This is a genomic window from Mycobacterium sp. RTGN4, from assembly GCF_033804635.1.
Taxonomy (GTDB): Bacteria; Actinomycetota; Actinomycetes; order Mycobacteriales; family Mycobacteriaceae; genus Mycobacterium.
Window position 1 is genome coordinate 137,173 of record NZ_JAPZLB010000018.1, and the last position, 15,132, is coordinate 152,304.

Consider the following 15,132-nt stretch of genomic DNA (forward strand, 5'->3'; position numbering starts at 1 on the left):
GACTCAGCGGTAGCTGCACACGCGTGGTGTTTTGCCGACGGTGTGGAGGTCGGCGACCGGCTCGAGCATTGGGATCCCTTTACGGACCTTGAGTTGGTCCGCGTAATCGAGGTTGACCTTGACGATGTGCGTAGTTCGTGTGGCCTACCGCAAGATGCCGCCTTCGCGTTCGCCGCGACTTGGTCATCGAACAGGACCCGTATTGCGGGCGACGGACCGGTAGTCGAGCTCGGAACGCTGTCCGGGTTGGCGCGCACTGCGTTGACGCTGAGGGTGCCGGGAGCAATGGCAGGTGGGCGGCTGACTCTGCGAACTCGCCTTGTTCTGCGCCACCGTGGGAGCACACCGACGCCGATCTCGCCACGTCGGGCGGGTGCCATCCTGTGGAACGAAGAGACGCAGATCGCGCTTGAAGGTGGCGCTGCACGATTCCCAATAACGGCCGCAGACTTCAAAGTGATTCCTCACTATCCAGACAATGCGGCGTGGGTGCTGGACTGGGATTCCGATGAACTCGATGCGCCGGTCTTGGGAGGTATGCGACTGCTCGTCAACACCAGTCACGAATCCATGCCGGCGATGCTGCGCTCGGGCACCTCCGACCCTCGGGCCGGACTCCTGAAATCCTTCGTTACCTTCGACGTTGCAAGATCTTTGATCTTCGGGGCGCTGCGAAACGATCGCTTTGTCGACGATCCGGAGGCCTTCGAGGATGGGTCCGTTGGACGGATGTTGTTCGAACTAATAACGATGTGCTGGCCAGGAAGTCAACTTTCGTCGCTTCGGTCGCGCATCGTCGAAGATTCGTCCCGATTCAACGCTGAGTTGCAGGCGAGGTTCGGGGTGGTCGGATGATCGTCCTCCCGCGCATCGATAAGCACTCGGCAACTGAGATCCTGAACAACCACTTGGGCGAAGACGTCGCGAGCATCGGTAGTCGCATGCCTGACCGGAACCCGGTCACTACATATACGCCCGTCGGCGGCCTGCGGATTGATGACCAACGACTCGTTGATCTCCGCAAGGAGGTCTTAGATCTTTCTGCTAGGCACGGGATGCCTGAACGGCTCGTAGATCTTTCGGTGTTTGAGGGGCAACTTGCTCGCCTGCTGCACGATCGCCTCCCGATGTCGCCGAATGAGGCTTCCCACGAGGAGGTATGGAGCTATCTAACGTGTTGCTGGCTGCTCGACGTCGCCGCATGGCGGTTTGGCCGGGATGCTGACAAGCGCAGATTCATTGGCGATGTCAACCGAAATACATTTAGACGGCTTTGGTGGAGAGCCGAAATCCTCGGTCCTGGTGTAGATCTCACGCTGCTGGGCGAGGATGAGCTTGTAAATATTACTGAGCGCCCCACCATCGCTAGCGATCGTCGGCTGGCACGCACCGTAGCCTTGGACTTTCTCGCCCGTGTTGACCGAGGAGAGGCAGAATCGCGCATGCTGTTGATGCGCGATGCGATGAAGCGACTTCTTCGCCTGACACCTTTCGTCGCGTTCGCGGCGCTGCGGGACGACGAGGTCCATGAGGTAGTCGAGCACTGCTTCAATTCCGCTGCTTCGGCGCTGTCGGGCGAATCTCCACACTCCGGAGGGCGGCACCGCGGCCCGGAAGCAATGCCAACGGACTCGGCTTCAGATGCTCCGGCCGAAGTAAGTCCCAGCGTGGTCTCAATAGAACGTATGACGATGTCCGACGATGAGTCGCTAGTGGGTCCGTCAACGACTGCCGTCACTCCGGATTTTGAGAATGTCGCCCAAACTGCCCTTGGAATTGCTAGGCGGGTCGGGAGAGTCACCAACACGAACCTTCGGGAGCTTGTGCCGATCACTTCCGGGGAGGCCCGCGAAGTTCTTCAATCACTTGTGAAAGAGGGACTGCTCGCACGGCGTGGAGTTCGGCGAGGCACTTACTACGTACTCGCTGAATCCACAGACAACATAGACACGGCGTGGCCGCCACAAACACCGACGGAAACAACCGAACTCAGCGACATGGATGCCAGCCCCGAGACCAGCGAAACTGCATTGCGCCGAATGCTACGGAGGCAATGACGGTGGACGGCAATCTCAGCGCCGTGACCAGTCCGGCACGACCCCGCCAAGCACCCAAACCTCTCAGTGAGACGGTCCGTCGGCAAATGAGCGCGATGCCTACGAGAGATACCGGTGCTGAGATGGCTCTGCGGCGCGAACTCCACAGACGCGGGCTGCGGTTCCGGGTGCAGGTCCGAACGCTTCCCGGTAGACCAGACATCGCCTTCACTCGTGCGCGGATAGCCGTATTCGTCGATGGGTGTTTCTGGCATCGTTGCCCTGTCCACGGGACCGCTCCAAAGAACAATGCAGAGTGGTGGGCGGCGAAACTCGACGCCAATGTCGCGAGAGATGCGCGGAAAGACGCCAGCCTCGAGGAGCTCTGTTGGCTAGCTGTCCACGTGTGGGAGCATGACGACCCTGTCATCGCCGCCGACGCCATAGAACAGCTGTGGCAAAGCCGCCTAATTGTCACCGCGGCGGGGCAGAGCGAGGATGTCGGACATCTGTGAGATCCTGGACGAAAGTAAGTAGGAGGTGCCGATGGCGCGTATGACGACGGTTACTCCGTCCGCTGCTCGACTTACCGATTCGCTTCGCGATATCGGGTATGACTTCAGCTCGGCTGTTGCTGATCTCGTGGACAACAGCATCACTGCCGGTGCGACGCAGGTTGACGTCCTTGTCGAGTTCGATGCTGAGCAATCTCGCGTACTGATTGCCGACAACGGCCACGGGATGACCATAAATGGGCTTACAGAGGCAATGCGGTTCGGGAGTCGTCGTGCCTACGGCCCCGGGGACCTCGGCCGGTACGGACTTGGGCTCAAGACCGCCTCACTCTCACAAGGTCGATCACTCACTGTCCTCACTAGGAGGGCGACCGGCCGTCGAGTGATTCTGATGCGCCAACTCGATCTCGATCTGGTAATCGAGTTCGACGACTGGCTGATAGTCGAGCCAGAGCGGACAAGCGTGATCAACCGCGCTCGCAATCTGTTCGAGGATACTGCTGGGACCGTTGTTGTTTGGGAAAAGCTCGACCGAGTGGTGCCGTCGAAGAATGCGGCCGGGGGATGGGCTCGCCGGCGATTTGAGACCATCACGGAGAAGGCCGCTGAGCATCTATCGATCGTCTTCCATCGTTTTCTTTCCGGTGAGGCGAAGGCTGGGCGGGTCGCGATCACGGTCAACGGCAAGAAGTTACTGCCTTGGGATCCGTTCGCGCGCTCGGAACAAGCGACGAAGGAATTGCCTGAAGAGATTTTCGAGATTCAGCACGGGGATAACAGCGGATCGGTATCGCTGCGCCGGTACGTCCTTCCCGGCCGGGATCAATTCAGCTCGCACGCCGAGTTCGAGCGGCTCTCGGGTCCGCTCAAGTGGAACCGTCAACAGGGGCTTTACACGTACCGCGCGGACCGACTGGTGCAGTGGGGTGGGTGGTTCGGGATCAGGGGCATCGACGAACACACAAAGCTCGCTCGGGCTAGCGTCGATTTCGACACGGACCTCGATGCAGCGTTCAACATCAACGTAGCCAAGATGCGGGTGTCGATCCCAGCTCAACTGCGACAGATGATCGAACGACCGATTAACGAGATGTGCTCGATCGCCGACGAGGTGTACCGGAAATCGCCCGGATCGGGTCCCGTCGAAGAAAAACAGAAGGGGCACGGCGGCGATAGCATCACTGTCGGGACTGAGATTGGTTTAGCGCTTCAGGCGGCAGCACTCGAAGCCGGAGAGTACAAGGCGCTCAAGAAGATTGCTGCGGTGATGCTTAAGAACGATCCCAATATAGCTACTGCGCTTGGCATCTGACTCAGGTAGTTACTGTCGTCGCCGTTCTCGAGGGAACACCGTCATGGGCGCAATGCTTGGTGAGTGGGCACGCATGGCACTGTGGCTTTTCGGGGCTGCATAAGCTGTTTGCGAGCTCGATCAAACCAAGATGGGCATCTCTGGCATCGACGCCGAACCCGATCATGCGTGCAATCGCCATCCGTCCGTCGGTCAATTTATTCTTACGGTCGACCGCGTTTGCCTGAAAACGCCTAGCCACCCTGAGTACGCCTTTCGTGACCAAGACTGGTTCGTCAGGACCTTCGGTGGCGAGTCTATCGGTGGCGAGTTTTGGGACGGTCAGGGTCGCTAGGTCGGTTACCGCATCCGACAGACCGGTGGCTTTCTTGATTTCGTCTGCTGAACCATCCAACAATGCCGGATTCTCGGCCAGTGTCAGGGCTGCAATGGCTCGGTTCTGGCGGCCGATATTTTTGGCCATGTCGATCAGGCATTCACGCAGATCGGATTGGTCGGAATTGCGCTCGATGGCCCGTGCAAGCAACTGCAGAACCGGCCAGAGTCGTTGAGCCGCAGTCTTCGTCGCACGGTCAAGGAGTAACTCTCCTGCGATCACTTCCCAGCGCGAGCGAGCGTTGAGCCATGGCAGTGCCAACGAATCAGACCTGCTTCGGAACCACTCTGCTAGGAGTTGGCCCGTGTCACGGGTCGGGAGTTCTGCGTCATCGTCCAGATCAAGCGAAGCGATTACCGCTTGCCCGATCACGAATCCCAACCTCGGAGGTACGGCGTTCCCGATCTGGCGGAATGCTGCCGACGGAGGCCCATCGAACCGGAAATGGTCAGGGAATGTCTGTATCCGAGCGGACTCACGGACCGTGAGCGTCCGACTCTGGCGAGGGTGGATGTACCAGTAACCGTCCTTGGCGATGTGTGCGGTAATGGTTCGCGACAGATCGTTCTCGTTGAGGCGCTTGTACTTGTCGTCAAAAATGTCGCCGCGGTATCGCTGGTGCGCAGCGTCGAGGTCCGTGTACTTCGTCGCATGAGTCATGCCGTCGAATGCGAGACGATCGTCCTCTCTCACGGGGCGTGTGATGTGATCGAACACCTTGCACAAGTCCTCGGGTGCAACCTGCGACCGCATCTCACGTTGGAAGGCGCTCGAGGGACCGGCGTACTCGGTCCATCCGTCCGCTCCACCCGCGGGTCGCCAACCTCCCTCGACCTCTGGAAGGTCGCCAATGGCATTCCAGACGGTAACTTTCCGTTTGGACTCGGCCGGCCAATGGAACTTCACGTTGTTCCTGAGTGCGACCAGGATGAGGCGCTGCCTGACTTGGGGCACGCCGTACCGCCAGGCGTCGACGACCCGTTCCTCGACGCCGTAACCGAGTTGCTCAAGCTCCTCGACGATGCTTCTCAGGATGAACATGTTCCGATCAAGCGCCATGTCGGGAACGTTTTCCATGACGACCGCCTGCGGCTGAACGATTTGAACTATGTCGAGGAATGAGCGCCACAGATCCCGACGCGCGTCACGCGATTCGCGGAGGCCTGACTCGACCTGATGTCGGATCATCGACTGCCCAGCCTTTGAGAATGGCTGGCAAGGAGGACCACCGGCAATGAGCTCGACTCCGGCTGATCGACATAACTTCGCGACCTTGGTGACCATCTTCGCGTCAGATAGATCCCAATCAACGGACATACCGCCAAAATGATGCGCGTGGGTGCGATTAGCGAATGGCTCATGGTCGGCGCCGAGGACGACCTTGAAGCCAGCACTCTCTAGACCCAAGCTGAGACCTCCAGCACCGCTGAAGAAATCAGCAGCCAGCCGGGCGCCCCGGGCGCGTAGGTCTTTGGCGTAGCGGAGGAAGTGGGGAACGTCCTCGGTGTGGTCAGGGTGGGGTTCAAGGTTGATGAACGGGCCACGGACCAATCGCACACCGTAGCCCACACCCTTCCGGACTTCTTGTGCCTTAGTCACGCCGGTAACGATAACGGGGCTGACCGACTAACCCGCGTGTCCTCGCCGACGCACGGTGAGCGCGGTTGGTGGCCACGGACATTACAGCGTTCGAAATGCCGACGATTCGGGAACATCGCGCAACCGTGGCTGGTGCTCATTCTCGTCGCGCACATCGCGTCCCTGATCATCGGCTACAAGCGGATGGCGTGGTATTGGGCCCCACGTTTCCCATTGCGAACGCAGCCGCGCCATTTCGTGCCTGCGCTCCGCCAGGTACGCGGCCTTCGGTGACTCATCGCTAATCCACTGACGGAGAGACGCAACTGATGCGGCCACGCTGGTAAGTCGCACGGCACCAGACGTCAGCCATCTCACCGTGTTCTGTACGGAGATTTCGACGACGCGTAGTCGTACGCCGATAAGGCGGCGGTCTGCGTCGCTCCAGGTCGCTGAGCTCCCATCGATGACCCCGACGGCATCGTCGACCGCGATCCATGCGGCCGAGCGAATGGCGGTGCTGTCTTGTTCGTGTCGCATTCGTGCGTCGAGATTAGTCGGAAGGAAGGTCGCCAACGGGATCTGATCGAGGTTTGACACTGCGAACTCCCATGCCGGCATACTCGCGGCGAGAGCACCCGCGGTTACGACAATGAGCGGCTCATTGTCGTTGACCCGCACCGCGAAGCTCTCGATATTCGGCATTAGTCGATGCGAAAGCACGAGGGCCTGAAAGCAAGGGTTCACGTCCTTCTGCAACAATTCGCCGACCCGTAGCGAAGCATGTCGCGTGTTTAGAATCGCGTCCAGAAGCCGTAGATCGTTGGTGCCGAAGAAAGATTGGACGCGCTTCCATCCAGGCATCCTTCCCTGCTCACCGAAGTGGGGCAGCGAAGCGATGTCGGCGGGAAGCTCAAGAAATCTGACCGCTGCTATCGCTGCCTCGCACCCCGCGACGAAGGAAAGCGCTACTTGTGCGCTCTCTACGACCTTCTGCGGAAGGACCAGTACGCCCTCAGCCGAAAACTGTTCGTCGAAGCCATCCCAAACCAGGGTCTCGTGCGCTTCGCTGTTCCTGAGATCGGGGATTATTACCTGTGCGGCCAACACCGAGGATCTTCCGCCAGCGGCCACCATACGGTCCCTGAGTACGCCTAGCGTCGGAGGACGTTCCCAGGCGCAGAGGTTGAGGCAGTGGTGCACCCAGGCCAACTGGCGAAAAGGACCCTCTACGAGGCGTTTATAACAGTCCGCAAGTGCGTTCGCCCTCGTTTCGGTATCGGCTGCAACGTCCCTGACCGTCCGCCAAGATCGTGCGGCGGCGTCTCGGGCACGACGGATTGCAGGTTCCATTTGACTGAGGTGCTCGCGGACCTCGGCCCCCGTCGCAGGGTCGGCAGTGAGAAGGCTGGCAATCATCTCATCCATGTGGACGTATGCACCGACGGAATCGTCGCAGGCCAAAATCTCGCCCACCACTATCACGGCAGCTAGGACGTCGGGCAGCCCTGGAACTCCGAGTGATGCGAGGTGGGGAAGCAGATGATGCAGCAGATCATTGGTTCGGTAGGCATAATGCTGAAGGACCCACTCGGGGCGAAATCGACCCGAGTCGTCGATCGGTGGATCAGACATCGCAAATGCATCACCGACAGCGCTTCGAGCGTTTAGATGGCGTGCGTGCGCGGCCCATTCCTGGCTCTCCGCGAGCAATTCTTCATCAATCGCGACGTCTACATCTAGCTCAACGTAATCTGCAACGACCTCTAGGCGGCGGACGATGAGCGTTACGAGACGTTCCGCAGCAGTGTGATCAAAGGGGACGAAGGGTTGAATCGCGAGCAGCTGCGACAACGCCTCGTACGCAAGCTCTTTGGTCCGCGCTACAGATCGCCGACAGTCCTCGTATCCGTTCGCGAGTGATGGGGTCGTCGTCGCCAAGCCGGCTACTGCCGTGCTCAGGGCCGTGCTGTGGAGTTCCCATGATTGCGCTGTAACCGGCAACGTATGAGCTGCGCGAAAGCTAACGTTCCCGAACGTCTCCGTTCTCAGCGGCGCGACAAGGCGCTGTCTGGCATCGGGCGGTAGCGGCACTGAACAACGATAGGAAGTACTGCGGTTGAGCGCAGCCCATTTTCGCGCATCTGCGTTGCAGATCGGCACGTCGACGCTCATCGCGTCGGCTCGGTGGACTAGAACAGCGACAGCTGCCGTGTGTCCTCGTCGCCGAACATTGCGAAAATCGTCGCAGTCGAGGGGCCGGTACTCGGGGAGCGTCTGCACCAGGCGTATGCGAAGGCGGCCGGCGGTCAAACGGTGGGTAAGCAAATTGCGCGCACCCTAAACCAAGCGATCACAAGCGCTGAATACCGCGGAATGATCGTCGCGGACAATCCGCTAAACGAAGCCGGTGTGAAGCCAAGGACCTTCAGGCTGGCGACTCAACCAAACGTTATCGCGCGCGAACTTGGTCCTCGATCGCTTAGTCTGGTCCCGTCAGCAGAGTTGGCGCACCACCTCATCGAGCTTTCGCTCGGGGATCAGGCTCGCCCAGAAGAAGAACTCTTTCACGGAGTCCTGCATAGGCTCGGGCTTGAGCGTCTTACGGAAAGCGCAATGGCAGTACTAGCGCGAGCGATGACACTTGTCCCCTTGCAGGAGAGCGTGACTGAAGACGTCGGGTCACCGTCGATCTCGTAGAAGGAGCGCACCGTGACCTACATCATCAGCGTCATCAATCTAAAAGGCGGCGTTGGTAAGACAACGACGACTGTCGCGATGGCGGAGATCCTCGCGGGTGAATTCGACAAGCGCGTTCTGGTGATTGACCTCGATCCGCAAACGAATTCGACGACGATGCTGATCGGGGAACAAGCCTGGAAAGACGCGAACTCGGCAGGGCACACATTGGAAGCTTTGTTCAAGGATTCGCTTCGCCGCGACGGCGACGCTGCACAGTTTGATCTCGAGAAGACTCTGCACCGAGAGGCATCACCGATCAGCGCCGTGAGGACACTCGATCTGTTGCCAAGTAGCTTGGATCTGATTGACGTCCAAGATGACTTGGCCGCGGTCCGGGGCGGTCGCTATCACACGGATCGACCGGTGGATGTGCTCCACAAGGCGACCTCAACGCTGGCAACCGAATACGACTACGTGCTGATTGACTGCCCGCCGAATCTCGGAATCATCACCTTGAACGGTATCCGGATGTCCCACGGATACGTCATCCCAACTAAACCGGACATCCTTAGCACGTATGGAATCCCTCAAATAATGAATCGTGTCGCCGGCTTCGCCGAGACCCTGGATCACCGAGTGGTGCCTCTCGGCACGATCATCAACATGTACCGCCTAGGTACGAATATTCATGAGAACACCATTCGCGCGCTAAATCGGAACGTGGAAGAAGGCAAGGTGCCCAAGCTGTTTCGCGCTTTTATTCCGTATGGCAGCCGGGTGGAGGAAGCCGCAGAGTTCGCCTCGGTTAGCACTTTGCGGCAGCGCTGGGGGCCGGCGAGCCTTTTCGGCCAACTCAAAGATTTGACAGTCGAGTTGACCGAACGAGCGGAGTCGCAGCTGTGACATCGAACAGCGCGGGCGAAGCGCAGATGTCGCAAGCTCGGGTGCTGACAGCCTTTCAGCAGTTAGCCGTCGCGCATCGCGCGCTTGCCGACGTCCTAGCCAACTTGCTTGCCGTAGTCGCCGAGGAAGCCGTTCAGAACGCAGGTTTTGGAGCCCGATTGAATGAGGCGCTCGTCGTCGATCGCGGACGGAAGAAGGCAGCCGGTCCAACTGAAGCCCGGACTACAACGGTGTCGCCAGCGCCTCGGGCCCCTGCCGCGAAACCCCGGTCGAAAAGAGGCCGTCGAGTACCGGGACCCTGGGATCCGTACGACGTGTACGCGAAAGTCGGAGAGGCGGGCTTGAGGGAACAGCTAAGCCGACTCGAGCTCGAGCAGCTGCGCGACATAATCGCCGAGCACAGTATGAACAACGACGGACTCGCGATGAGATGGACTAAAGCTGAAAGAGTGGTCGGCCGAATTGTCGACCGTGTTGTTGACAGGTCGGCTAAGGGGGATGCGTTTCGGCGTGCTTAATTGGTACCGCAGTCAACTGTTACAGCTTCGCGTTCGAGGTGATCGGTGACCAGGGGCCGCTGCCCCGAGCGCACGTTGCCAGCCAGCCGGCTTCGCTTAGTGTTCAGCGCGGGCGGGCGAACACGGCGACATATATCGAACCGGAACTTGCCGTCCCCGCTTCTGTCAGTGTGCAGTTGAGCATGTTGGTTTGGCTGAATGTGTTGTTCATCCACCCGTTGACGGCTGCCTGCGCCGAAGAATTCAGCGCCTGATTCTCGGCAAGAGAGCCATAGGCGTAACCCGCCTGGACGACGCGCTGTGTCATCGTCGTTCCATCGCTGTCGTCGTCGTCATTGCGCCAGCCGTTGGTGGCGAAGTCCTTCGCATGCCTGTCGGCGGCGGCCTGCAGTTGCGGGTTCGGGTTGAGGGCCGCACAACTGGGGTTCGCTTGTGCCCGTTGCTGGTTGATCAGCTTGAGGAGTGTTGGGTCTGGGTCTGCCGACGCGGTGGCGGAGGCGCCGAGCAGCGCCACGGTCAGCGCGATCACGACCGTCCCGACGCCGACTGTGTTGCGGGCCTTCCGACGGGTCGACCGGCTGGTGAACTTCACCTGTGAACAGTCCTGTCTGAGTGGATGATCGGTGTCGCGGGCCGACACGCTCATGGGTTCGGGGCAGTTCTGTGCACAAGGCCGAATCCGAGGGCGATCAGCCCGGCGGCGGCGCCGGCATCGGAGGGGGCGGGACGCACGCGGACTTGGCGATCGTGCCGTTGGCGATCGTGCCGTTGGACAGCCGGCTTAGGGCGTCTCGTGCCGCGTCCATCGGCGTGGGGCCCGTGCCTCCCACCGACTGGTTCCCGTTTTGAGCGATCGCGCCGCAGCCCGTGAAGCTGACGATCACGGTGCATCCCCAGTACCGTGGTTTCGGGTCGTTGCATGCTTCCCGCGCAAATTTTTCGGCCGTCACCCGGTCGGGATACGTGTCAGCGCCCAAGCAGACCGGGTGCCCCCACTCTTCGGTACTGGCCGGCGCCGCACACGCCCCCCATGGACCGTCGGCGTGTGCGATGGGGGTGCTCAGGGCGACGATGGCGGCGCCCACCGCGGCGATACCCGCTGCGGAGATGGCGAGGGGTGCTCGAAAGCCGACGAATGACATGATCTTTCCTTTGCTTGACGTGTGATCTGCGACCAATCACGGCCAGCCCCATGCTCGTTTTCAGGTGAACTGCAGCTCGGGTCGTTCCCGTGCAATCTTCGGCGCAGCGAAGGTTTCCGTGCCCCGTGCTGCCCTACCTGTGTTTGAGGGTTGCTACGACCAGGGCTACCTGGTTTTCGGCAGCGACTACCCGTATCTGTGAAACCGCGGTGCTCGACGAGTCGGCGGAAGAGTTCACGACGTCGTCACGGGGCCGCGTCGCGATGGACGGCGCGACGGCGCCGGAGGGCTCGCACAGGCCACCGCAATGCCGACGAGCATCGCCACCGAGCCCGACCGAACCGCCGCACGCATCATGTCCGCAGTATCCCCAACGTCGACATCGGCACTCCGGGGCACATTCGAGCGCACTAGCACCAACTCCGCTAGAGCGGATTCCCGTAGCGACGTGGCTCGATGCTTGGCTCAATAGGGTCTTCACGCTGGGGTGCGTCCGATGCATCTGGTGGTGAGTACCGATGCGCCGCAGGAATTTCGGAAGGATCCTTTGAGAGAGCGTCGCGCGGAAATCCGAACCACCAGATCGTGTCGGATTCGCCCGGCTGCCGCATCGATGACGAGGGCTGGTTTTCTTCGAAGTCGATCAAGTAGTAATACTGGGCCGGATCATCGTGCTTCTGCCACGGGCCCGGGTCGACGAGCGATTGTCTGGTGTCGCGCGCCAAACCCCAGGTTCGATCTGACGGCGGAGCCGTGTAGACCACGAACATCATCGGGCCGTCGGTCCAAGCGTGGGTAACCGCGTACTGACCGCGCCCCGACTCCTTGTTCGCAGATTCGATGCGCTGCAACAATTTTTGCAATACCTCGATGGCGAATTGGCGCTCGACTTCCGTCACCTCAGTTGATGGGCACATTGTTGTTTACCCATGGTGGCGTCAACGTCCAGCCTGGTGTCACCTCGACGACGCCACTGCCGCCTGCTAGGGGGTACATCGTGATGACCCCTTTCTGCCCGCCGTCGGGCACTGAGGGGTTTCCCTCGTTGGTGTTTGCAACGATCCTCATCGTCACGCTTTCTCCAGTGTCCTCGCAATCGACCGTGCCGAAAGACCCTTGTGTGCAGTGCACGCGATTGATTGGAACCTCGTATATCAGAGTTCCTCCTTCGTTCTTGACGGGTCGGCTGTGTGAGATCAAGTCCTTGAATACGTTCGGGTTGACGACGTGGTGTCGCCAATAAGCCTTATCCCAGCCGAAGCCCTGCTGAGTAGTTTCGTCGTAGTAGCCGCGGCGCAGCACCACGTGATTCCCGTCGAGGTCGGTCGCCTCGGCGATGATCTCGTTGACCGGGTATGGAGGTGGCGGCGGCGCTTGCTTGAAGTCGACTGCTTGGACGACAGTGCCGGGCGAGCTGTCGCCGTCGAATTTGATCGCGTGAAGGTCTGCGGCCTTCGCGCCAAGCCGTTCGCCGACCAGCGTGTCAGTCTGTACGAGTCGTTCGGCGTTCCACTGGATGTACTTGGCATGCTCGACCGCCGCGGCTTGTCTAACAGCGGCGCTGGTCGGGTCGACCCAACGAGTGGCATCTCGTACCGACAGGTCGTCACGAACTCGAAATCCATCTGATTCGGCGTCGGAGATGGCCTCCAACGCTGCGCGTTGGGCGGCACGGATATCGGTGGCTCCCCGTTCGGCGATCAATGCCGCCTCGCGCTGTACGTCGCCTTGCTTACGAACCACACCGAGATCGTCTGTCACGCGATTCCAGGCGGCGTCCCGCGCCTGACCAGTCCATGCCGCTACATCTGATGGCGCGATGTTGTTGCGGTGTTGCTTGAAGTGATCTTCGGACTCGACGGCTGCCGCCTGCCAACGATCCGCTGCGACTGCCAAGTGATCGCTCTGCCACTGCTGGATCTGCGACCTAGTGGGAAGGGACACAACTAACACTGCCGAATTAGAGCGTCTGCGCTACTGCTTCGGCCGTCTGGCCATCGGCTTCGTCGTAGCTGCTGGCGGCGGCGGCCATTTTGTCGACATGGAACGCCACGCGGGCGGCTTGGCGTCCGCGGGTGGCTGAGATTGCGTCGTCCATCGCCGTGATCCCTGAGCTACTCGGTTGGCCGCTTTGCGGCGCGCTGTTCGTCGAACTCCGGGTAAGAGCCCCCGCAATCCTGGCGCTTTCGGCCGCTCCAGATCTCAACCGGCCTGTGTCGACCCTCAACTGGTCCGCCATGTAACCCCCAATCGATCCGATTACACCACGCGGAACGAACGGCTACTCGCACTGATTGGCCGGATCGCGCTCGGTTGATAATCGACATAGCTAGCAACTCGACGTCCTCCAACTACTCCTACCGGCCGATACCGCGTCGCACTGACTTCACGCAGTAGCGGTAACCTCAGACGCGAAGGACGATGGATCGGGAGGTCAAAAATGGGCCTCGTACTGGGGCTTTCGATGTCATCAAAGGACATCCGGGGCGTGTTGGTCGACGGCGTCACTGGCGAAGGTGCGCAGGTCGACCGCAGTGTCCTGAACTTGGTCGACGATGACGCGTTCGACGCCGAGGCCTTCCTGGAGTCGTTGCCACTGGATGAGGATCTGCACAGCGTCGGCCTGACCTGGTCGCGTGACGCCGAACCCGCTGCCATCAAGGTGCGCGAAGCGCTCGAAGTCCAAAGCGCCGGGGCGCCCGTCGTCGCGGTACCTGACATCGAGGCCGCCGAGGCCCTCGCCCGCGGCATCGCAGGGCTCACCGAATACGACTTCCTGATCGTGTGCATCGTCGAACCCGATACCGCAGTCATCGCGTCGGTCGACGGGTTTCGCGTAGCGGTGGAGCGCATCGAGGGCGTTGATTCCGCCACGCTGATCGACCGTGCGCGCGCCGTGGTGCGCAGCGCGCGGCCCAGCCCTGACGCAATCTTCGTGCTCGGGTCCGCCGACACCGACGAGCTCGTCGCCGCGCTCACCGATCTGACGCCGCAGCCCGTCCTCACCGGAAGCGACGCGGACTTCGCGATGTCTCGGGGCGCGGCGCTTGCTTCGGCACGGCCCGTCAACGTTGCCGACGCGCCAGTCGCGAGCCCGCGCTTCTCCCGGGTGCGCGTGCTGTCGTCGGTGCTTGCTGCCGCGGTCGTGGTCTTCGTCGTCTCGGTGGCGCTCTTGGTGGGGCTACCTCCGACACCGGATTCGACGGCGCAACCGCCCCGCAGCAGCGCGGCGGGCCCCATCGTCCGACCGCCCGCCGCCCCGCCGCGGAGCGCCCCTGACGCGCCCGCGCTTCGCCTGGCCCGGGAACCCTTCGCGACGGCCGCGCCGCCGGTTCCCGAAGCGGCTCCGCCAGCGCCGGCCTACGTCCCCGAAGCGGCTCCGCCGGCCGCGCCCGCTTACGTCCCGCCCCCAGCACCGGTGTACGTGCCGCCGGCCCCGCCGCCAAAGCCGCGGCTGCGCGACCGGATCTTCGACAAGATCCCGCTGATCAATCGATTCGGTTAGCCGGCTCCGGTACTGGCCATGGCCGCCGGCGAACCGAAATTGATTCTCAGCAAACCGCTTTCACACCGGATCGGCTTGGCTTTAACCCAACCGAGCTGTTGTTGTCGTGGGAGCCACTGGCGTCCTGCCATCTGAATGCCATCGAGCTGCGCTAGCGCGGCTCAGCTGTCATAAAAGGGCCGTGGGTCGCCAATCCGATAACCGACGGCATTCGCGAAGCACTGGGCCAGACGTTGGTTACCAAGGTTCCGAGCGGTCTGTGTAACGATCACTGGCACATTCGGTTTCGCGTTCTCCGCGAGATCGCCCTCAAACTCAGCGCAGACTTGATACGGCGAGTGGAACAGCAGATGGCTTGGGTTGGTGTCGTAGGAATCGAAGTGCCCGAAGCGGTACGAATTCACGGTGTGGAAGTAGTAGTAATCGCATTGGCCGTTAGCGCAGCCGCCGATATGTGTCGACCGTCGCGTAATTCCCCCGGGGTGTCCGTCACGTAATTCCGCCACCCGGTGGGCCTCGGTGTAGGTCTACCGGGTGGGTTTGGTGTTGTCTACTGGCGCGCTAG

Annotated in this window: 13 protein-coding genes; 6 read left to right on the forward strand and 7 right to left on the reverse strand. The window is 61.0% G+C overall.

Annotated features, from left to right (window positions below; genetic code table 11):
• Window positions 1–126 precede the first annotated feature (126 nt).
• From SLQ30_RS29265 to SLQ30_RS29280, 4 genes are all read left to right on the forward strand, one after another.
• Window positions 127–855 (forward strand): hypothetical protein, encoded by a 729-nt coding sequence (locus tag SLQ30_RS29265; RefSeq protein ID WP_319450319.1) that lies wholly within the window; start codon window positions 127–129, stop codon window positions 853–855.
• The gene (locus SLQ30_RS29270) at window positions 852–2,057 is read left to right on the forward strand and encodes a DUF6339 family protein (protein ID WP_319450318.1); all 1,206 of its coding nucleotides are present in this window, start codon (window positions 852–854) and stop codon (window positions 2,055–2,057) included. The genes SLQ30_RS29265 and SLQ30_RS29270 overlap by 4 nt, the downstream gene beginning before the upstream one ends.
• A gap of 122 nt (window positions 2,058–2,179) precedes the next feature.
• Entirely contained in the window at window positions 2,180–2,551 is a 372-nt protein-coding gene (locus tag SLQ30_RS29275; RefSeq protein WP_413468212.1) for a very short patch repair endonuclease, read from the forward strand.
• A 31-nt stretch (window positions 2,552–2,582) separates the two neighbouring features.
• Window positions 2,583–3,863 (forward strand): ATP-binding protein, encoded by a 1,281-nt coding sequence (locus SLQ30_RS29280; RefSeq protein ID WP_319450316.1) that lies wholly within the window; start codon window positions 2,583–2,585, stop codon window positions 3,861–3,863.
• 1 nt (window position 3,864) lies between these two features.
• On the opposite strand, the gene dcm is transcribed toward SLQ30_RS29280, so the two are convergent.
• Complete coding sequence (gene dcm, locus SLQ30_RS29285; protein WP_319450315.1) at window positions 3,865–5,838, reverse strand: DNA (cytosine-5-)-methyltransferase; 1,974 nt, start codon at window positions 5,836–5,838, stop codon at window positions 3,865–3,867.
• An 81-nt stretch (window positions 5,839–5,919) separates the two neighbouring features.
• Entirely contained in the window at window positions 5,920–7,992 is a 2,073-nt protein-coding gene (locus SLQ30_RS29290; RefSeq protein WP_319450314.1) for a hypothetical protein, read from the reverse strand.
• Window positions 7,993–8,529: 537 nt separating this feature from the next.
• On the opposite strand from SLQ30_RS29290, the gene SLQ30_RS29295 reads away from it, so the two are divergent.
• Window positions 8,530–9,402 (forward strand): ParA family protein, encoded by an 873-nt coding sequence (locus tag SLQ30_RS29295; protein WP_319450313.1) that lies wholly within the window; start codon window positions 8,530–8,532, stop codon window positions 9,400–9,402.
• 621 nt (window positions 9,403–10,023) lie between these two features.
• Here SLQ30_RS29295 and SLQ30_RS29300 read toward each other — a convergent pair.
• The 5 genes from SLQ30_RS29300 to SLQ30_RS29320 all read right to left on the reverse strand — a co-directional run bounded on the left by SLQ30_RS29300 (window position 10,024) and on the right by SLQ30_RS29320 (window position 13,160).
• Window positions 10,024–10,449, reverse strand: coding sequence for a CAP domain-containing protein (locus SLQ30_RS29300; protein ID WP_319450312.1), 426 nt, complete (start codon window positions 10,447–10,449; stop codon window positions 10,024–10,026).
• A gap of 160 nt (window positions 10,450–10,609) precedes the next feature.
• Entirely contained in the window at window positions 10,610–11,062 is a 453-nt protein-coding gene (locus tag SLQ30_RS29305) for a DUF4189 domain-containing protein (RefSeq protein ID WP_319450311.1), read from the reverse strand.
• Window positions 11,063–11,487: 425 nt separating this feature from the next.
• On the reverse strand, window positions 11,488–11,961 hold the full coding sequence (locus SLQ30_RS29310; RefSeq protein ID WP_319450310.1) for a hypothetical protein: 474 nt from the start codon (window positions 11,959–11,961) through the stop codon (window positions 11,488–11,490).
• 1 nt (window position 11,962) lies between these two features.
• Window positions 11,963–12,823, reverse strand: coding sequence for a hypothetical protein (locus SLQ30_RS29315; RefSeq protein WP_319450309.1), 861 nt, complete (start codon window positions 12,821–12,823; stop codon window positions 11,963–11,965).
• Window positions 12,824–13,022: 199 nt separating this feature from the next.
• Window positions 13,023–13,160, reverse strand: coding sequence for a hypothetical protein (locus tag SLQ30_RS29320; RefSeq protein WP_319450308.1), 138 nt, complete (start codon window positions 13,158–13,160; stop codon window positions 13,023–13,025).
• Between the two features lie 342 nt (window positions 13,161–13,502).
• On the opposite strand from SLQ30_RS29320, the gene SLQ30_RS29325 reads away from it, so the two are divergent.
• Window positions 13,503–14,567 (forward strand): hypothetical protein, encoded by a 1,065-nt coding sequence (locus SLQ30_RS29325; protein WP_319450307.1) that lies wholly within the window; start codon window positions 13,503–13,505, stop codon window positions 14,565–14,567.
• The last annotated feature ends 565 nt before the right edge of the window (window positions 14,568–15,132 follow it).